Source organism: Bradyrhizobium sp. TM102, assembly GCF_009176685.1.
In the GTDB taxonomy this organism is placed as follows: Bacteria; Pseudomonadota; Alphaproteobacteria; order Rhizobiales; family Xanthobacteraceae; genus Bradyrhizobium; species Bradyrhizobium ottawaense.
In genome coordinates this window covers 1,982,860-2,001,900 of the sequence record NZ_AP021855.1, presented here as the reverse complement: position 1 = coordinate 2,001,900, position 19,041 = coordinate 1,982,860, and the positions used below count along the sequence as shown (strand labels likewise).

Annotated in this window: 18 protein-coding genes and 1 tRNA gene; 11 read left to right on the top strand and 8 right to left on the bottom strand. The window is 65.3% G+C overall.

The annotated features are described in order from the left end of the window. The first annotated feature begins 71 nt into the window (after positions 1-71). Positions 72-1,859, top strand: coding sequence for a peptide ABC transporter substrate-binding protein (locus GDN70_RS09430; protein ID WP_152102427.1), 1,788 nt, complete (start codon positions 72-74; stop codon positions 1,857-1,859). A gap of 1,472 nt (positions 1,860-3,331) precedes the next feature. Here GDN70_RS09430 and GDN70_RS09420 read toward each other — a convergent pair. The 8 genes from GDN70_RS09420 to mnmA form a co-directional block, all read right to left on the bottom strand. Then, positions 3,332-3,610 (bottom strand): DUF2934 domain-containing protein, encoded by a 279-nt coding sequence (locus GDN70_RS09420; RefSeq protein ID WP_152102426.1) that lies wholly within the window; start codon positions 3,608-3,610, stop codon positions 3,332-3,334. A 319-nt stretch (positions 3,611-3,929) separates the two neighbouring features. Continuing rightward, complete coding sequence (locus tag GDN70_RS09415) at positions 3,930-4,115, bottom strand: hypothetical protein (RefSeq protein WP_038948493.1); 186 nt, start codon at positions 4,113-4,115, stop codon at positions 3,930-3,932. Then, complete coding sequence (locus tag GDN70_RS09410; protein WP_018318410.1) at positions 4,112-4,273, bottom strand: DUF2934 domain-containing protein; 162 nt, start codon at positions 4,271-4,273, stop codon at positions 4,112-4,114. The genes GDN70_RS09415 and GDN70_RS09410 overlap by 4 nt, the downstream gene beginning before the upstream one ends. A 129-nt stretch (positions 4,274-4,402) precedes the next feature. Continuing rightward, complete coding sequence (locus GDN70_RS09405; protein WP_152102425.1) at positions 4,403-4,735, bottom strand: hypothetical protein; 333 nt, start codon at positions 4,733-4,735, stop codon at positions 4,403-4,405. Between the two features lie 17 nt (positions 4,736-4,752). Then, positions 4,753-4,829, bottom strand: a tRNA-Met gene (locus tag GDN70_RS09400). 307 nt (positions 4,830-5,136) lie between these two features. Further along, on the bottom strand, positions 5,137-5,493 hold the full coding sequence (locus GDN70_RS09395) for a hypothetical protein (protein ID WP_152102424.1): 357 nt from the start codon (positions 5,491-5,493) through the stop codon (positions 5,137-5,139). Positions 5,494-5,537: 44 nt separating this feature from the next. Then, the gene (locus GDN70_RS09390; protein WP_028140205.1) at positions 5,538-6,176 is read right to left on the bottom strand and encodes a class I SAM-dependent methyltransferase; all 639 of its coding nucleotides are present in this window, start codon (positions 6,174-6,176) and stop codon (positions 5,538-5,540) included. Between the two features lie 20 nt (positions 6,177-6,196). Next, positions 6,197-7,378 (bottom strand): tRNA 2-thiouridine(34) synthase MnmA, encoded by a 1,182-nt coding sequence (gene mnmA, locus GDN70_RS09385; RefSeq protein WP_028140206.1) that lies wholly within the window; start codon positions 7,376-7,378, stop codon positions 6,197-6,199. A gap of 343 nt (positions 7,379-7,721) precedes the next feature. On the opposite strand from mnmA, the gene GDN70_RS09380 reads away from it, so the two are divergent. From GDN70_RS09380 to GDN70_RS09330, 10 genes are all read left to right on the top strand, one after another. Further along, a complete protein-coding gene (locus GDN70_RS09380; protein WP_152102423.1) occupies positions 7,722-9,359 on the top strand; it encodes a flagellar hook-length control protein FliK in 1,638 nt (545 codons plus the stop codon). A gap of 12 nt (positions 9,360-9,371) precedes the next feature. Beyond that, the gene (locus GDN70_RS09375; protein ID WP_028140208.1) at positions 9,372-10,079 is read left to right on the top strand and encodes a flagellar hook assembly protein FlgD; all 708 of its coding nucleotides are present in this window, start codon (positions 9,372-9,374) and stop codon (positions 10,077-10,079) included. 393 nt (positions 10,080-10,472) lie between these two features. After that, positions 10,473-10,748 carry a DUF1153 domain-containing protein gene (locus GDN70_RS09370; protein ID WP_002714638.1) on the top strand — a complete coding sequence of 92 codons (276 nt, stop codon included), beginning with the start codon at positions 10,473-10,475 and terminating at the stop codon, positions 10,746-10,748. Positions 10,749-10,940: 192 nt separating this feature from the next. Continuing rightward, positions 10,941-12,551 (top strand): flagellar basal-body MS-ring/collar protein FliF, encoded by a 1,611-nt coding sequence (gene fliF, locus GDN70_RS09365; RefSeq protein WP_028140209.1) that lies wholly within the window; start codon positions 10,941-10,943, stop codon positions 12,549-12,551. A gap of 47 nt (positions 12,552-12,598) precedes the next feature. Continuing rightward, positions 12,599-13,690 (top strand): flagellar motor switch protein FliG, encoded by a 1,092-nt coding sequence (gene fliG, locus GDN70_RS09360; RefSeq protein WP_028140210.1) that lies wholly within the window; start codon positions 12,599-12,601, stop codon positions 13,688-13,690. Continuing rightward, the gene (locus tag GDN70_RS09355; protein WP_018318402.1) at positions 13,690-14,313 is read left to right on the top strand and encodes a FliH/SctL family protein; all 624 of its coding nucleotides are present in this window, start codon (positions 13,690-13,692) and stop codon (positions 14,311-14,313) included. Before fliG ends, GDN70_RS09355 begins: the two co-directional genes overlap by 1 nt. Positions 14,314-14,316: 3 nt before the next feature. Beyond that, entirely contained in the window at positions 14,317-14,667 is a 351-nt protein-coding gene (fliN, locus tag GDN70_RS09350) for a flagellar motor switch protein FliN (RefSeq protein ID WP_018318401.1), read from the top strand. A gap of 33 nt (positions 14,668-14,700) precedes the next feature. Beyond that, positions 14,701-16,086, top strand: a complete 1,386-nt coding sequence (locus GDN70_RS09345; RefSeq protein ID WP_095426627.1) for a sigma-54-dependent Fis family transcriptional regulator — start codon at positions 14,701-14,703, stop codon at positions 16,084-16,086. A gap of 258 nt (positions 16,087-16,344) precedes the next feature. Continuing rightward, positions 16,345-17,595 (top strand): vanadium-dependent haloperoxidase, encoded by a 1,251-nt coding sequence (locus tag GDN70_RS09340; protein ID WP_038948487.1) that lies wholly within the window; start codon positions 16,345-16,347, stop codon positions 17,593-17,595. A 284-nt stretch (positions 17,596-17,879) separates the two neighbouring features. Further along, positions 17,880-19,028 carry a M20 family metallopeptidase gene (locus GDN70_RS09330; protein WP_038970843.1) on the top strand — a complete coding sequence of 383 codons (1,149 nt, stop codon included), beginning with the start codon at positions 17,880-17,882 and terminating at the stop codon, positions 19,026-19,028. The last annotated feature ends 13 nt before the right edge of the window (positions 19,029-19,041 follow it).

Below are 19,041 nucleotides of genomic sequence, written 5' to 3'. Positions count from 1 at the left end.
TTGCCGCCTCGTGCATGATGCAACATGATGGCCGCCGGCGACGATTTGTCTTCGCGGTGGAGGGTCATCTGATGAACGAGAACGAAATCCGGGGTCTGGTCGCGGAGGTGAAGCAAGGCACGCTGTCCCGACGCTCGTTCATCCAGAAGGTGGCCGCGGTCGGAATCGCAGCGCCCATCGCGAGCCAGATCCTGCTCTGGCACAACGTGGCGATGGCGGATGCCACGTTGCCTTACAAGCCGACCAAGGCCGGCGGCGGCGGCCCGCTCAAGCTGCTGTTCTGGCAGGCGCCGACCCTGCTCAATCCGCATTTCGCGCTCGGCACCAAGGACCAGATGGCCTCGCGCGTGTTCTTCGAGCCGCTCGCCGGCTGGGACAAGGAGGGCAACCTCATCCCGTGCCTTGCGGCCGAGGTTCCGACCAAGGCGAACGGCAGCCTTGCGGCCGACGGCATGAGCGTGGTCTGGAAGCTGAAGCAGGGCGTCAAATGGCATGACGGCCAGCCCTTCACCGCCGACGACGTCATCTTCACCTGGCAATACGCCGCCGATCTCGCCACTGCGGCCTACACCACGGGATCCTACAAGGACATCAAGGTCGAGAAGATCGACGACCACACCGTCAAGGTGATCTTCAGGGCGCCGACGCCGTTCTGGGCCGATCCCTTCGTCGGCTCGGTCGGCTTGATCCTGCCAAAGCATCATTTCGGCGACTATGCCGGCGCCAAGTCGCGCGAGGCACCGGCCAATCTGAAACCGGTCGGCACCGGCCCGTACAAATTCGTCGAGTTCAAGCCGGGCGATTTGATCCGCGCCGAACGCAATCCCGACTATCACATCAAGAACCAGCCGCATTTCGACACGCTCGAGATCAAGGGCGGCGGCGATGCGGTGTCCGCGGCGCGCACCGTGCTGCAGACCGGCGAGTACGACTTTGCCTGGAACATGCAGGTGGAGGAGGAGGTGCTCAAGCGCATGGAGGCGGGCGGCAAGGGCAAGCTCGACATCACGCCGTCCGGCAACGTCGAGTTCATCATCCTCAACACGACGGACCCGTGGACCGAGATCGACGGCGAGCGCTCCAGCGTCAAGTCCAAGCACCCGACGCTGTCCGATCCCGCGGTGCGCCGGGCGATCAACCTCCTGATCGACCGCGACTCGATCCAGAAATTCATCTACGGCCGCGGCGGCATCGCCACCGCGAGCTTCGTCAACGCGCCCAAGCAGTTCAAATCGCCCAAGCTCAAATACGAGTTCGACGTCGACAAGGCGAACAAGATCCTCGACGACGCAGGCTGGAAGAAGGGCGCGGACGGCATCCGCGAGAAGGACGGCAAGAAGCTCAAATACGTCTTCCAGACCTCGATCAACGCGCCGCGCCAGAAGACGCAGGCCATCATCAAGCAGGCCTGCCAGAAGGCCGGCATCGACATCGAGCTCAAGTCGGTCACCGCATCGGTGTTCTTCTCCTCCGACGTCGGCAATCCCGACACCTACTCCAAATTCTATGCCGACATGGAGATGTACAACACCACGCAGCCGCAGCCCGACCCGGAGCGCCTGCTGAACCAGTGCGTGTCCTGGGAGATCGCCACCAAGGACAACAAATGGCTCGGCCGCAACAACTCGCGCTATTCCGATCCCGAAGCCGACAAGGCCTACAAGGCCGCGCAGAACGAGCTCGACCCGGTCAAGCGCGCCGCGCTGCTGATGAAGGTCGACGAGATCTTCTGCGAAGCCCACGTGTTCCTGCCGCTGCTCTCACGCCCCATCGTCAACGCCGGCGCCAACAACCTCATGATCGACATCTCCGGCTGGGACACCATCACGTGGAATCTGGCGGCGTGGTATCGGGTTTGAGGGAGGCACGGCGCAAGGCTCTCGTGTCCCGGACAAGCGGCAACGCGCATAGCGCGCTGCCGCGCAGAGCCGGGACCAAGGGGCGGCACGGTAGGGCGCAGCGACATGGGCCCCGGCTCTGCAGCGCACCGCAAGAGCGCTGCGCTGCGTCCGGGGCACGAGAGCGGAGTTATGACGCCCGCTCTCTCCACCGTCGTTGCAAAGCTCTAGTCCACATCCCAACGTGCAGTGCGTAGGGTGGGCAAAGGCGCACAGCGCCGTGCCCACGATCTCCCTCCATGAGCAACAAGGCGTGGGCACGCTGCGCTTTGCCCACCCTACGAGATCGAGTTTGTGGCACGCAGCTCAGCTCGCAGACACGCCTTCGCATTCTCGCGGCTCAATCCGCCCGAGCTTTGCTTCGTCGCTCCACCCTCATAAAGCCAAGAGGGCGCAGGGAAGGCCGGGTGCCAGCGTGCACCCGCGGTCTGCTGCGCGAATAGTGCGCAAAGGAGACCGCACAGCAGCATACAGGTGTCGCCGATCACTCGGCCTTCCCTGCGCGATGGTCGGACGGCTTATGCCGTGATCTCCCGGGAGCCGACCTTTCCTTCTGGCCTCCCTCGCCCCGCGAATTGACGATGCCGTCTGCCCGGTTGGGCTCGCGCGCATCTCCGCAGATGCTTGACCGTAGCAACGACGGCCAGGACCACACGGTTTTGCCGTACGCACGGCCCGCCATTTCGCCGCAGGGTTCGACGACGTTGTGCACGTTGCCGTCGACCTGCCGGCGAGACGAACCTGACAGCGCCGCTCGTCGCACGCGGTTGCGGACTCACAGGGACTACCCGCCCTGTCCGCACCTCTCGTGCCGACGCTGCCGCGTCCACCGCAAGCCCGGCTCGCGACAGTGACGACACATAGTCGCCCCTCTTGGGTGAGCCGGGATGGGCGAGAAATACGCCGAAACCGAATTTCGGTAAAGTGGAATATTTTTGTGAGGAGGGGTTGACGGAGGGCGACACAGGGTGAGTTATGGGCAGACAAGTCAATCGTCGCGATTGCTAAACAAGCCCTCAGTCTCCATGGAACACAAGCCTAGCTCCCGCGGCCCGAGACCAAAACCCATCAAGATGTTCCCAACGCCGAGGCATGATGGGTTTCGCAAGAGCTCAACCCATCCTACTACCGAGCTCTCATGCGGCACGGGACCTTCCCCTCCCCATCCTCTTTTCCACTGTGTGCTTCAGATCACAGCAGAATCACTCCCCCTCCCCTACAATGACCCAGCATGGCCGCAAACAAGGTAACGGCGGTACGCGTGAGGCTGCGGAGGCGATCGACAGCTAGGGACTTTTCGAGGCCGTCCGGGTGAAGAGCCCGGCGGCTTTTTTCTTTGTTGCTGTGCAGCACTGAGAACGTGGATGCCCGGGACAAGCCCGGGCATGACGATGTCCGAATGTGATCTCCCTCAATCGAGGTGGAGCTTCCGCCTACGAACCACCCGCCCCCTTCCGCTCCTCGCGCTCTTCCTCCACCTGCCGCTCCGCTTCGAGCCAGAACTCCAGCTCGCGATCGCTCGGCCGTCCCGCCTGCTCCCAGAGCTCGTAGGCGCGCGCGCGCACCTGGCCGCGCCCCATCATGCGGCGGAGCTTTCGCTTCAGCTCTTCGGCAAAGCTGCGGAAGCGCTGGCCGGTGGTTTCGTCCTTGACGAGCGCGGCCGCTCGCGTGGCGAGTTCGATCTGGTGCTCTATCTTTTTCTGCTCGTCCACCGCCGACACTGCCGTGGGAAATGTTGCCAGAGCCCGTGCTGTTCGGAGATTGAATTCCTTTCGGGGATGGTCTGTTCCCTCGGCAAAAGCGCGCGGGATGGAAGAGCGTAGGATGGGGTGAGCGAAGCGAAACCCATCGGCGTCTGGACGACGTCGACGCATGACGGGATTCGCAAGGGCTCACCCATCCTACGCACCATCACATCGAGTCGACGCCGCTAAAGCGCGATGCGATTAGGATGAATCGCCATCGCGCTTCAGGTTGTTGTTTAAGCATGATCTTTTCGGAAAACCGCTGCGCACTTTTCCGGGTCATGCTTTAGTGCCACGTCGTGTCGGCTTCGACGATCACCACTCTGATTTCCGGATCCTCAGTCGTGTTGCAGGTGCAGGGCATGCCCTCACCGCAGCGGCAGCCGCCGAGTTTCTCGCTCCACGCCCGGAGCGGATGGTTTTCGCAGACCCATCCCAGACCCTGGCAGAATGGGCAGGTCTTGTCGGTCACAGCGTATCCGGCGTCCGCAGCGTGTTCGACTTTTCCTCGTTGCGCAGCTCCTGCTCGGCCGCGTTCCAAAATTCTTCTTCGCGGCCTTCGGGCTTGCCGGCCTGCTCCCACAGGCGGTGCGCGCGTTCTCTGATCTCTTGCTCGGTCGGGTCGGACAATTCTCGTCTCCTCTGGTGAAGCACGGCCCACCCTGGGGGGTATGGGGGGCTTGGAGGCGGGCCGTGCAGGCCAGCGATCGGCGGCGAGGCTGACCCGCGGATTCAAGCTTCCATCGTGCGCGGGAGTTCCTAATCGCGCGCGCCGGGCGATAGCACGCTCATCAAATTACTTGAGACAGGAAGAAGCAGGGTATCCAGCCAGAACAGCAGGGCGCCGATGCCTAGCATCGCGGCGAATGCAAGCATGAGACGCATGAGCTGACCATTGGCCGCGTGGAATTCCCGCGAGAGCTCGCTCGCCAACGGACGCCTGAGCGTTAGCAGGCCGCGCCACTCGGGCGACGCTCCGGCTCTCAAGAAGGCCAGGCGTATCGCCATCGCCAAGATTACGACCGCACATCCCCAGGTCGCAAAGGCCAGGACACGCAGCAGGTCGTGCAACGCCTCTTGGAGGATGGACATGCGAAGCTCGGGGATATTGGTAGCGGGAGAGGGACTCGAACCCCCGACCCCAGGATTATGATTCCCGTGCTCTAACCAGCTGAGCTACCCCGCCACAGGGCCCGCGAACGGCGGCTACGGCCGATCTCGCGAACGCGCGGCATATAAAGAAGGGGGCGGCGGGAAGTCAATCCGCCTTCGCTAAAAGCTTCCGCCTTCGCCAAGGCTTTCTTCGCCAAGACTTTCTTGGCCAAGGCTTCGGCGGGACAAGACGGCGAGAAACGGCCGATTTGGGCGCCGGATTTGCCCGTTCGAAGACCGGACTCGTGGAGAATCCCCCTCACCCGGATCGCATCTGCGACGCGCTCCGGCCTCTCCCCGCAGGCGGGGAGAGGCGAAGGGCGCGAGAGGCGGGAAATCGCTTATTTCGGCCGCACGTTCGGGTCGCCGCCGGGGCTGCCGGGGGGCGGGATCACCGGGGTGTTGCCGCCGGTGTCGGGGGCCGGGGCGTGCATCTCGGGGTCGACGCCCGCGGGCGGGCAGAGCACGCCGTCGGACTTTGCCAGCTTGTCGCCGAGCGGTTCCCGGGACTGGCCGGTGGTGGTGCCATCGGCCTGGCGGTTAGGGCGGTCCTGCGGGGTGCAATTGGCCGCATGTTGCGGGGATGGCGGCGCGGTCGCTTGCGGCGGCGTCGCAGGTAGCGGCGGAGCCTGCGCGATCGCGCTGCCGGAGGCGACGATCAGGAGGCTGGCCAGGATGATGTTTGATGTCGTGCGCATGGGAGCAAAACGCGCCGATCACGGCGCGTGTTCCCTCGGCACGATCACGATTTGTGGTAGCGGATCAGCGAAAAGTGCCCCATCGGCGGCATCGGCCTCCGTTCGGCCAAGGTGATGCCGCCGTGCCTCGCGGCCCAGCCCTCGAGGCGGGCCCACGGGAATTCCGGGCGCCAGCCGAGGCGGCGGGCGACGGGCGCGAAGGCGAGCTCGAACAGTTTGCGCGGGCCGGTCTCGGCGCCGATGTGGTTGACGAGGATCAGCTCGCCGCCGGGCTTGAGCACGCGCACGAACTCGTCGAGCGTGCCTTCGGGATCGGGCACGGCGGTGATGACATATTGCGCCACCACCGCGTCGAAGAAGTTTTCGGGGAAGGCGAGGTTTTTCGCATCCATCACCGAGAGCACTTCGACATTGGAGAGGCGAAGCGCACGCACCCGCGCCTGCGCCTTGCGCAGCATCGGCTCGGAGATGTCGACGCCGCAGATTTTCGTGGTGCGCGAATAGTCCGACAGCGACAGGCCGGTACCGACGCCGACGTCGAGGATGCGGCCGCCGATGCGGTCGGCCTCCGCGATGGTCGACTGCCGTCCGGCGTCGAACACCTTGCCGAACACGAGATCATAGACCGGCGCCCAGCGGCCATAGGCCTTCTCGACCCCGGCCCGCGAGATGTCTGCTGCCATGCCCCCTGCCCTGAATTCTCTTAACCGCGCACCGCTTCGACAAGCGGCCTCGCCGTGCCTGTCGCGACTTTCGCGGCGGCGCTTTGAATGAAGCCGCCGCCAAGCACGCGGGCCTGCCCACTGGGCGCGTCGTAGAACACGCAGGCCTGGCCGGGCGAGACGCCCTCCTCGCCGCCGACGAGCTCGACTTCGTAATGACCATCGCTGCCGCGCAGCCATGCGGGCTGCGGCGCGCGGGTCGAGCGCACGCGCACGAACAATTCGAGGCCGGCGCCGATGGCGCGGTCGATGTCGCCGCCGCCGATCCAGTTGACGTCGCGCAAGGCGATGCGGTGCATCTTCAGCGCATCGCGCGGGCCGACGACGACGCGGCGGGTGGCAGCCTCCAGCCGCACCACGAACAGCGGCGCGTGAGCGGCGATGCCGAGGCCGCGGCGCTGACCGACGGTGAAATTGGCGATGCCGTTGTGCCGGCCGAGCACGCGTCCGTCGAGATCCACGATGTCGCCGGGGTCCATCGCATTCGGACGCAGGCGCGTGATGATGTCGGTATAGCGGCCCGTCGGCACGAAGCAGATGTCCTGGCTGTCGTGCTTGTCGGCGACGGACAGGCCAAAGCGGCGCGCGAGCTCGCGCGTCTCGGGCTTGGTCATGTCGCCGAGCGGGAAGCGCAGGAAGTCGAGCTGTTCTTGCGTCGTCGCAAACAGGAAATAGCTCTGGTCGCGGTCGGCGTCGGCCGCGCAGACCAGCGCGCGCGAGCCGTCTTCGCGGCGGCGCGAGGCGACGTAATGGCCGGTGGCGAGCGCCTGTGCGCCGAGCTCGCGCGCGGTCTTCAGGAGGTCGCGGAATTTGACGCTGCGGTTGCACTCGATGCACGGCACCGGCGTCTCGCCGAGCGCGTAGCTGTCGGCGAAATTGTCGATGACGGATTCGCGGAAGCGATCCTCGTAGTCGAGCACGTAATGGGGAATGCCGAGTTTTGCCGCGACGTCGCGGGCGTCGTGGATATCCTGGCCGGCGCAGCAGGCACCCTTGCGATGGGTCGCCGCGCCATGGTCGTAAAGCTGCAGCGTGATGCCGACGACGTCGTAGCCTTCCGCCTTCAGAAGCGCAGCCGTCGTCGAGGAATCGACGCCGCCCGACATGGCGACAACGACCCTGGTGTCCTCAGGACGGCCTTCGAGATCCAGACTGTTGAGCATGGGCCTTAAGGGTTGTGACGGCGTGCGGCGATCCGCGATTTCATGCTTCTCGCGGGACGTCGTCGAACCCCGGGAACTTTAGTTCCCGCAAGGCACGACTGCCCGGTCGAAAGCGGCTGAGAGTAACCTCTTTAATATAGGCGGCATTCCGGTGAAGCAATCACGGGGGCGGCCAGCTTAGGGCAATTCTTGCCGGGGAGGCAGAAATGGCGGGGTCGCAGCGGGCCCTGCGGTGACGGGATAAAATCCATAAATGATTGATTTTGCTACATAAATATACCTGAAAGGGCACTGGCCCGCTCCTTGCTCCCCTGATGCCGAAGATGTTTCCAAGGGGTTGCCTGTGGTCAGTCGTACGTCAGATGTCGTGGCCAGCGTGCAAGTTTCGAGCGCGCAGCAAAAGCCTGCGCGGTCGCAGAGCGCCAGGGAGCCGTCCGCGAACGACTCCTTCGGGTCGCTGGTCGACAGCAACACCCAGGCGATCAACACCAATGCGGCCTCGCAGGCCCAGGATAGCGCGCCGCGGCGGAGCGATTCGTCCTCCGCGGACAAGGGGCCGCGCGACACCTCGTCCACGGATGAATCCTCGCAGAGCAGGGCGAGCGACGACACCGACACCTCCGCGCCCGCCAGGAACGACAAGGCGAACGACAAGTCGAACGACACGACCACGGATGCGGCCAAGGACGCCGGCACGGCGAAGGACAAGGTCAAGGACAAGTCCGAGGCGTCGGACGCCAAATCGGCTGACACATCCGAGAAAACCAAGGACGACCAGACCGAGGGCACCGACACGCTCACCGCCGCGGTCGATGCCGCAGCAACCGCGCCGGCCGACGCGGCGCAGGCCGTGCCCGATCCGAACGCGATCGTGGTTGCCGCGCCGGTCGTCCCGGCCGATCCCAACGCGGCTGCAAACCAGGCCGCCACCGCCTCGCCGCTGACGATCGCCGCCGCCGGCATCGCCGCCAGCGCTTCGACCGCGGCGCAGATCGCGGGCACCAAGACCGACACCGCCACGCCCGCCGACAAGAGCGCCAAGACCGCCGGCGCCAAGGTCGACGCCGACACCACCGCGACGCTGGCCGATGCCGCGACCGGGGCAACCGACGCGGCCGCGACCGACGCCAAGGCGAGCGGCGGGTTGATCCCCGTCAACCAGGGCACGCCGAAGACCTCGTTCCAGGCCGCCGTCGCCACCGCACAAGGACAGTCGGACGTCTCCAATATCGGCCAGGACGCCGGCAAGGCGAACGCCGCCCCGACACAAGCGCCGGGCGCCGCGACCGCCGACGCCGCAGCGCATCCGCAAAGCGCCAAGCCGCAGGCAGATGGCGCAGCGACCGAGGCGAAGCCCGGCGCAGCGGACCGTACGCCCGACGCGATCCCGGCCGCACCGGCCGCCCACGCCCATGCCAATGCGCAGGCCGCTTTCAACACCGCCGACACCAGCGCGCAGGCCGCCTCCGCGATGCAGGCGCCGCTGACCAACACGACCTCGACCGCGTCCGCTTCGACCGCGACGCTGACCGCGACCGCGGCCAGTGCGACGGCGGTGCCGATCAACGGCGTGCCGGTGGAGATCGCGGCCGCCATCCGCTCCGGCAAGTCCCGCTTCGACATCAGCCTCGACCCGGCCGAGCTCGGCCGCATCGACGTCCGCATCAATGTCGACCGCAACGGCAACGTCACCTCGCATCTCACGGTGGAGAAGCCGGAGACGCTGCAGATGCTGCGCCAGGACGCGCCGCAATTGCAGCGCGCGCTCGATGATGCCGGCCTCAAGTCCGGCAGCAACGGGCTGTCCTTCAGCCTGCGCGACCAGAATTCGTCGGGCCAGAACTCCGGCCAGAACAACGACAATGGCGGCAATGCCCGCCGGCTGATCATCAGCGAGGACGACACCGCTGCTGCCGCACCCGTCGGGCGCGGCTATGGCCGCATGTACGGGCCGAGCGGCGGCGTCGACATCAGAGTGTAAGGAGTATCCGACATGACCACCACGACTGGCGCTACCGCTCCTGCTGTCGTCTCCGGCACGACCGACCTCCCGAAATCCTCCTCGTCGAACTCGCTGAGCTCGACCACGGGATCGACGCTCGCCGGCAACTTCCAGACCTTCCTGACGCTGCTGACCACGCAGCTGCAGAACCAGAACCCGCTCGATCCGCTCGACACCAACCAGTTTACGCAGCAGCTGGTGCAGTTCGCCGGTGTCGAGCAGCAGCTCAAGACCAACGATGCGCTGTCGCAGCTCGTCACCCTGCAGCAGACCACGCAGGCGACCCAGGCGCTGGGCTTCGTCGGCAAGACCGCCCTGGTCGACGGCTCGACCGCGACCATGACCAAGTCATCAGCCACCTGGCATCTCAACGTGCCGACCGACTCCACCGTCGACATCACCGTCGCCAATGCCAGCGGCCAGACCGTGTTCACCGGCAAATACACCGCCGCCGCCGGCACCGACATTCCCTTCACCTGGAACGGCATGGGCAATGACGGCACGCAATGGCCCGACGGCAAGTATACGATCACGGCAACGGGCAAGGACGTGGCGAACAACAATGTCGGCATCGCCGCCCAGGTGCAGGGCGTCGTGTCGTCGGTCGACCTGACCCAATCGCCGCCCCTGCTCACCATCGACGGCGCAAGCTACACACTGAGCCAGGTGAAGAGCATCATCGCCACCAGCAGCAATTAAAGGTGCGCGCCGCTGCTATATACTCGCTGTCATCCCCGCGAAGGCGGGGATCCATAGCCCCAGGGAGAAGTTTGGCGAAGACCAGGGGTTAGGACGTCATTCTTGGTACTGCTGCCCGCGTCTCATCGATAGATCACGCGGTATGGGTCCCTGCTTTCGCAGGGACGACATTGAGGGCCTCCGCGACACCGCGCTCCGGCTCCATTCGTTAGTAAAGTATTTACGAAGTCCCCCTCGACCGGCCCGGATTCCACCGTTTCGCCGGCCGACACGGCGCCGTTCCAGCCATTTTCAACGAGAATTGTATTGAAGCCTTAGGCTTAGCGGATTTTTAAGCCGCCGGGCGTAGGGTTACGGGCGTGAGTTCAGTGGTTGAGAGTTTGTGAGTACGCCATGACAGAACCCCATCGCCCGAGGGTAAAATACGTCATCGGGCCGGACGGCAGTCCGTTGACGATCGCGGATCTGCCTGCACCCGGCACCAAACGCTGGGTCATCCGCCGCAAGGCCGAAGTCGTCGCCGCCGTCCGTGGTGGACTTCTCTCGCTGGAGGAGGCCTGTAGCCGTTATACCCTGACGGTCGACGAATTCCTCTCCTGGCAGTTTTCCATCGACCAGCATGGTCTGGCGGGTCTTCGCACCACCCGCATCCAGCAATATCGCCAGTAGGCGATCCGGAAATCTGCGGCTTTTGACGAAAATCGGCCTCGCCCTGCGAGGCCGATTTTTTTCATATCGGTCCTTTGCGCGACTTTTGTCCGACCTCTTAACCTTCGTTAACCATATCGAAACCATCACCTAGGCAATAATTGCCCAGTCGGCCTTTCCTGTGAAAGCGGCCGAATCTGTTGGGGCGGTTGCTTGCAAGGTCTTGCGGACTTTTTGAAGAGTATCGGCGCCGCCCGGTTCGGGGCGATGATCGCGGTCACCGCCGCGCTCATCGGCTTTTTCGCGTTCGTCATCATGCGCGTCACCACGCCGCAGATGACGACGCTGTTCACCGACCTCAGCGTCGAGGATTCCTCCGGCATTATCAAGGACCTGGAACGCCAGGGCATCCAGTTCGAGATCCGCAACGAGGGCAGCATCATCATGGTGCCCAAGGACAAGGTCACGCGCCTGCGGATGAAGCTCGCCGAGGGCGGCCTGCCCAAGGGCGGCGGCGTCGGCTACGAGGTGTTCGACAAGTCGGACGCGCTCGGCACCACCTCCTTCGTCCAGAACATCAATCACCTCCGCGCGCTGGAAGGTGAGCTCGCCCGCACCATCCGCGCCATCGACCGCATCCAGGCCGCCCGCGTCCATCTGGTGCTGCCCGAGCGCCCGCTGTTTGCGCGCGAGGCGCCGGAGCCGTCGGCCTCGATCGTGGTCCGCGTCCGCGGCTCGCTGGAAGCCCAGCAGATCCGCGCCATCCGCCACCTCGTCGCCTCCGCCGTCAACGGATTGAAGCCGCAGCGGGTCTCGATCGTCGACGAGGCCGGCCAGCTGCTCGCCGACGGCGCCGCCACCGATCCGGAGCAGGCGGTCGGCGACGAGCGCCGCATCTCCTTCGAGAAGCGGATGCGCAAGCAGGTCGAGGACATCGTCTCCTCCGTGGTCGGCTCGGGCCGCGCCCGCGTCCAGCTCTCCGCCGATTTCGACTTCAACAAGATCACCCAGACCTCGGACAAGTTCGACCCCGAGGGCCGCGTGCTGCGCTCGAGCCAGACCCGCGAAGAGCAGAGCATGACCGCCGACAACAACGGCCAGGTCACCGTCAACAACGAGCTGCCCGGCAACCAGCAGAACAACGGCGTCGCGGCCAAGGACCAGAGCAAGAAGTCCGAAGAGACCAACAATTACGAGATCTCCCGCACCACCAAGACCGAAGTGACCGAAGCCGGCCGGGTCAACCGCATCTCGGTCGCGGTGCTGGTCGACGGCATCTACTCCAAGAACGACAAGGGCGAGCTGGCCTATCAGGACCGCACCAAGGAGCAGCTCGACCGCATCGCCACGCTGGTGCGCTCGGCGATCGGCTTCGACCAGAAGCGCGGCGACCAGGTCGAGGTCGTCAATCTGCGCTTTGCGGATGCGCCCTCCACTGCCCCGATCGGCGAGCCCGGCGGCTTCCTCGGCATGCTCCAGTTCACCAAGGACGACGTCATGTACTTCGTCGAGCTCGGCGTGATGATGCTGCTCGGCCTGATCGTGCTGTTCCTGGTGATCCGCCCGCTGGTCAAGCGCATCCTGGCCTCCGACGAAGTCGCCGCCGCCATCTCCGGCGTTCTCGCCGGCCCGGCGGCCTCGGAAGAGACCGCGCCGGCCGGCCAGGCGCTGCTGCCGAGCGGCGCCGCCAGCGCGATCGACGTTGCCACCATCCAGGGCCAGGTCCACGCCCAGTCCGTTCATCGCGTCGGCGAGCTCGCCGAGCGTAACCCCAACGAAACCGTCGCCATCATCCGCCAGTGGCTGACCGAACCTGCCAAGTAATCCGCACCAAGTGATCCCTCGCCAAGTGAATCAAGAAGTGATCTGACATGGCCGCCAGTCTGCAAAACGCCAACTCGAACGACATCACCAGCGTCATTTCCACGCTCGGCCAGCGTGCCGGCAGCCGCGCGGGCAACGCGGTCGAAGCGGTGTCTGGGCCGAAGCGCGCGGCGATCCTGATGCTGGCGCTCGGCGAGCAATATGGCGGCAAGATCTGGGGACTCCTCGACGACGACGAGGTGCGCCAGCTCTCGCTGGAGATGTCGACGCTCGGCACCGTCGAGGTCGACACCGTCGAGGACATGCTGCTCGAATTCGTCTCGCGCATGTCGGCATCGGGCGCGCTGATGGGCAATTTCGACGCCACCGAACGGCTGCTGCAGCAATATCTGGCACCCGAGCGCGTCAACGGCATCATGGACGAAATCCGCGGCCCCGCGGGACGCAACATGTGGGAGAAGCTCTCCAACGTGCAGGAAGAGGTGCTCGCCAACTATCTCAAGAACGAATATCCGCAGACCATCGCGGTGGTGCTCTCGAAGCTGAAACCGGAACACGCCGCGCGCGTTCTCGGCATCTTCCCCGAGGAGCTTGCGCTCGACGTCGTCAATCGCATGCTGAAGATGGAGGCGGTGCAGAAGGAGGTGATCGAGAGCGTGGAGAAGACCCTGCGCACCGAATTCATGTCCAACCTGTCGCAGACCCGCCGCCGCGACGCCCACGAGGTGATGGCGGAGATCTTCAACAATTTCGACCGCCAGACCGAGACCCGTTTCATCACCTCGCTGGAAGAGGACAACCGCGAATCGGCCGAGCGCATCAAAGCGCTGATGTTCACCTTCGACGACCTCGTGAAGCTGGATTCCGGCTCGGCCCAGACGTTGATGCGCAACGTCGACAAGGACAAGCTCGGCGTCGCGCTCAAGAGCGCCAACGAGGACGTCCGCAACTTCTTCTTCGGCAACATGTCCTCGCGCGCTGCCAAGATGCTCCAGGACGACATGGCGGCGATGGGCCCGGTGCGGCTGCGCGACGTCGACGAGGCCCAGGCGCTGCTGGTCAACCTCGCCAAGGATCTCGCCGCCAAGGGCGAGATCATGCTGACCAAGAACCGCGCCGACGACGAACTGGTGTATTGATGGCCGCTCCGGCAAAATTCCTGTTCGATACCGACTTCGCGGCGCCCGAGCGGACGACACGCGAGAAGGCCGCGACCGCTGCGGAGATCGCCCAGAAGGTCGCGGAAGCCGAGGCGCGCGCCTATCAGGACGGCTTTGCCGCCGGCCAGCAGGAGGCCAAGGCCGAGAGCGACCGCCGCGTCGCGCTTGCCATGGAAGAGATCAATATCGGCATCCGCGGCATCGCATCCGGCATCGGCAACATCGAATCCAAGATGGAAACCGAGGCGGTCGACGTCGCGGTGGCGGTTGCGCGCAAGCTGTGCGCAGACCTGGTCGCCGCCGAGCCGCTCGGCGAGATCGTCGCACTGGTCAAGGACTGCTTCTCGCATCTGGTCGCGACACCGCATCTGGTGGTCCGCATCAACGACGCGCTCTACGACAGCGCCCGCGAGAAGATCGAGCGGCTCGCCAAGCAGAGCGGCTTCGAAGGACGGCTGGTGATCCTGGCCGAGCCGGAGATTGCGACCGGCGACTGCCGGATCGAATGGGCCGATGGCGGCGTCGTGCTGGAGCGCGGCGCCATCGCTGCCAAGATCGACGAAATGGTTGGACGCTATGTCGCGTCCCGCAGGGGGAGCTAAGCCATGAGCGACACCGACGGACAGGTCCCGCTGCCCGATCTCAACGGCCCGATGCCGCCCACCGGCACGGACGTCGGCTACAACGAGGACGAATATGCGGCGCGTGCCGCCGCCGATCTCGAGGCGGTGTTCGACGTTCCCGTGCAGGTCTCGGCCGTGCTCGGCCGCTCGAAGATGGACGTCAGTGAGCTCCTGAAGCTCGGACCCGGCACCGTGCTCGAGCTCGACCGCCGCGTCGGCGAGGCCATCGACATCTACGTCAACAACAAGCTGGTCGCCCGCGGCGAAGTCGTCCTGGTCGAGGACAAGCTCGGCGTGACCATGACCGAAATCATCAAGACCGAACGCAGCTGATAGCGCGCGCGACCAGACGGACAGGAGACTGACATGCGGCTTCTCATCGTTGGCACATTGAAGGGCCAGCTCACCACCGCCACCAAGATCGCGATGGACAACGGCGCCACCGTGACCCATGCCGAGGATCACGACCAGGCCATGCGCGTGCTGCGCGGCGGCAAGGGCGCCGACCTCCTGCTGGTCGACGTCGCCCTCGACATCCGGGACCTCGTGATGCGGCTCGAGGCCGAGCACATTCATGCCCCGATCGTCGCCTGCGGCATCACCAACGACGCCCGCGCCGCGGTCGCCGCGATCCACGCCGGCGCCAAGGAATACATCCCGCTGCCGCCGGACCCGGAGCTGATAGCCGCGGTGCTGGCCGCAGTCGCCAACGATTCCCGCGAGCTGGTCTATCGCGACGAGGCGATGGCGAAGGTGATCAAGCTGGCGCAGCAGATCGCAGGATCCGACGCCTCGGTAATGGTCACCGGTGAGTCCGGAACGGGTAAGGAAGTGCTGGCCCGCTACGTCCACACCCGCTCGGCGCGCGCCAAGCGCCCCTTCATCTCCATCAACTGCGCCGCTATTCCCGAGCATCTCCTGGAATCCGAGCTGTTCGGCCACGAGAAGGGCGCCTTCACCGGCGCGATCGCGCGCCGCATCGGCAAGTTCGAGGAGGCGACCGGCGGCACGCTGCTGCTGGACGAAATCTCCGAGATGGACGTCCGCCTGCAATCGAAACTGCTGCGCGCCATCCAGGAGCGCGTGATCGACCGCGTCGGCGGCACCAAGCCGGTGCCGGTCGACATCCGCATCATCGCGACCTCGAACCGCAATCTGGCCGAGGCCGTGCGCGAAGGCACGTTCCGCGAGGACCTGCTGTTCCGCCTCAACGTCGTCAACCTGAAGATCCCGCCGCTGCGTGAGCGTCCCCTCGACATCCTCGAGCTCGCTCAGCACTTCGTGAAGAAGTACGCCGAAGCCAACGGAGTGCCGGTGCGCCCGATCTCGGCGGAAGCGCGCCGCGTGCTCTCGGCCAACCGCTGGCAGGGCAACGTCCGCGAGCTCGAAAACACCATGCACCGCTCCGTGCTGATGGCGCAGGGCGACGAGATCGGAGCCGACGCGATCCTCACCCCGGACGGCGACCGCCTCGACCTCGCGAAAACCGTGCCGGCCGTGGCGCATGCCACGATGGCCGCCGAGCAGGTGACGCGCGCGCTGGTGGGGCGCACCGTCGCCGATGTCGAGCGCGACCTGATCCTGGAGACACTGAAGCACTGCCTCGGCAACCGGACCCATGCCGCCAACATCCTGGGCATCTCGATCCGCACGCTGCGCAACAAGCTCAACGAATATTCCGACGGCGGCATCCCGATCACGCCCGCGGGAACGCCGGGCGAGTATCCGCGCATACCGATGATGGGAGCGTAAGGGCTTCTGACAAAATTGAGATGCGAATGCCCGGGCCAGTCCCGGGCATTTTTCTTTGCGGGGTAGTGCTATGCTGGTGTCGTCCCCGCCTGCTGCGCAATTGCGCGTGGGGCCGGGACAGCGCCGGGAGGAACGGTGCGTGAAGCAGTTCACAAAGGACACGCCGCAACATCGTTAGAGTCCCGATGCCGCTTGGCAGGATGCCGGCGAGGTGCCGCATCCGCGTTTCGCGAACCTCCTTAACCGAAAGGGCACGCCATGAAATACGCTTCGTGGACGATCTCCCGCTTTTCGCTGATTGCAGCGCTGATCTCGGCCACCGCGCCGCTTGCGCGCGCGGACGTAATCATGGACTGGAACGCCAAAGCCGATGCGATCGCCGCCGAGAAACAGATTCTTCCGGCGCCGCACAGCCGCGCCTTGTCCATGATGCACGTTGCAATGTTCGAGGCCGTCAATGCGATCGACCGCCGCTACGCGCCTTACAAGGTCACGCTGTCCGCGGAGCGTTCGACCTCGCGGGAAGCCGCGGGGGCAGTTGCGGCTCACGACGTGCTGCTGTCGATCTATCCGGACCTCAAGCCGGACCTGGATGCGACACTGACGAACGCGCTGACGCCGATTGCCGAGGGCGAGTCCAAGAGCGCCGGCATCGCGCTCGGGAAAGAAGCTGCGGCGCAGATCATCCAGCTTCGCGCGAACGATGGCAGCGCCGCCGTGGAAACGTACCGGCCCCCGACCACACCGGGCGCCTATATTCCAACCGTCGTCCCGCTCTTCTCGACCACCGGTGCGACAACGCCGTGGGTCATGGCGTCCGGATCGCAGTTTCGCCCCGGACCACCGCCGGCACTCGATTCAGAGGTTTGGACCAGGGACGTCAACGAAATCCGCGAGGTCGGCGGCAGAGGCAGCCCGACCCGGACACCCGAGCAGACGACGATCGGCCGCTTCTGGTTCTCTGTCGGCGCCCGCACCTACAATCCCATCGTGAGGCAGGCCGCCTTGGCCAAGGGAGTGGATCTCGTCGACTGCGCCCGCCTGTTCGCCCTGACGTCGATTGCCGGGAACGATGCCATCGTTGCCGTGTTCGACGCCAAGTACCATTACAATTTCTGGCGCCCGATCACGGCCATACGCAATGCCGATCTGACCTCGAATGCCGCAACGCCTCGCGATCCCTCCTGGCTGCCGCTTGGGGACACGCCGATGCATCCTGAATATCCCTGCGCTCACTGCATCATCTCGGCCGCAATTTCGACCGTGCTCCAGACCGTCGTTGGAGATTTTGGCGAGTTCTCACTGACCAGCCCGACGGCGCCAGGGGTCACGCGCAAATGGTCGCGGCTCCAGGACTATAGCGACGAAGTCTCCAATGCGCGCATCTGGGCCGGCTTCCACTACCGGTTCTCGACCGAAGTCGGCAAGGACATGGGTCGGAAGATCGGCGCGCTGGTCGTCGCGACGCAGCTTCGCGGTGTGGAGGCAATGGCGGAACCGAAGCGTTAGAATGCCCGGGGCGGGTCCCGGGCGTTCTTCTTTGCGAGCGGGGCTCGCACCGCCGCCCCACCCTCCGCCGTCGTCCTGGCGAAAGCCAGGACCCATTACGCCAGGGGGGAGTTTGGCGAAGATTCGTCGTTCGGTACCTCTATCGCCTTCAGTCGATAGATTCCGCGGTATGGGTCCCCGCGTTCGCGGGGACGACAGCGATGGACATGGCCGCACCGCGTTCTCCGACTAGGTCGCACGCATGCGAAGCCCTATAACCCCGCGTGAGAACCACGAGGGTAAACATGTCTCAATCTCAAATCACGGACTGGCTGGCATCGCAGCGGCAGGCGATGATCGATCTGCTTCGCGATGTCGTGAACATCGATTCCGGCTCCTACGACAAGGAGGGCGTCGATGCGGTCGGTGCGCGGTTCGAGCGGCATTTTGCCGAGCATGGCATTCCGTTCCGGCGCGAGAGCCACGACGCCTTCGGCGACGCGATCCATGCCGAGGTGGCCAAGCCCGGCAGCAACGAGAAGCCGGTGCTGTTGATGGGACACCGCGACACCGTGTTCGGCAAGGGTGAAGCGGAGCGGCGCCCGTTCACGATCAGGGACGGCCGCGCCTATGGGCCTGGCGTCGCCGACATGAAGTCCGGCGTCGTCATGAACATCTTCGTCGCGACCGCCTTCCACAAATTCGGCGGCAACCCGCATCCGATCAAGCTGCTGATCACCTCGGACGAGGAGATCGGCTCGCCCTCCTCGCGGCCCGTGATCGAGCGTGAAGGCCGCTCCGCCCGCGCCGTGTTCAATTCCGAGCCGGGCCGCCCCACCGGCAACATCGTGACGGGGCGCAAGGGCGGCATCTTCATGCATCTTGCCATCACCGGCAAAGCCGCGCATTCCGGCGCCAATTTCGCCGCGGGTGTCAGCGCGATCGGCGAGCTCGCGCACAAGATCGTGCAGATCCACGCGCTCACGGATCTCGACAAGGGCATCACGCTCAATGTCGGCCTGGTCTCGGGCGGACAGTCCGTCAACACCACGGCGCCTTACGCCGAGGGCCAGATCGACCTGCGCTATGTCGATCCCGCGGATCGTGCGCGGGTGATGGACACGATCGAGACCATCGTCGCAACGTCTTACGTGCCGGGCACGCGTGCGACGCTGACCATCAAGGGCGAGTTCGTGCCCGTGGTGCAGAGCGCGGATTCGAAGGCGCTGTTCGAGAACTACCAGGCGGCTGCAAGAGAGGCCGGCCTCACCACGCTCCAGGGCGAGTTCTCCGGCGGCTGCGCCGATTCCGGCTTCACCGCCGCCGTGGGCACGCCGACCATCTGCGGCCTCGGGCCGGTCGGCGGCCTCGCGCACACGCCGGAGGAGTATCTCGATATCGACAGCATCGTGCCGCGCGCGCAAGCGCTGGCGCTGGCGATTTTGAGGGGATGAATGCTGGTGCCGT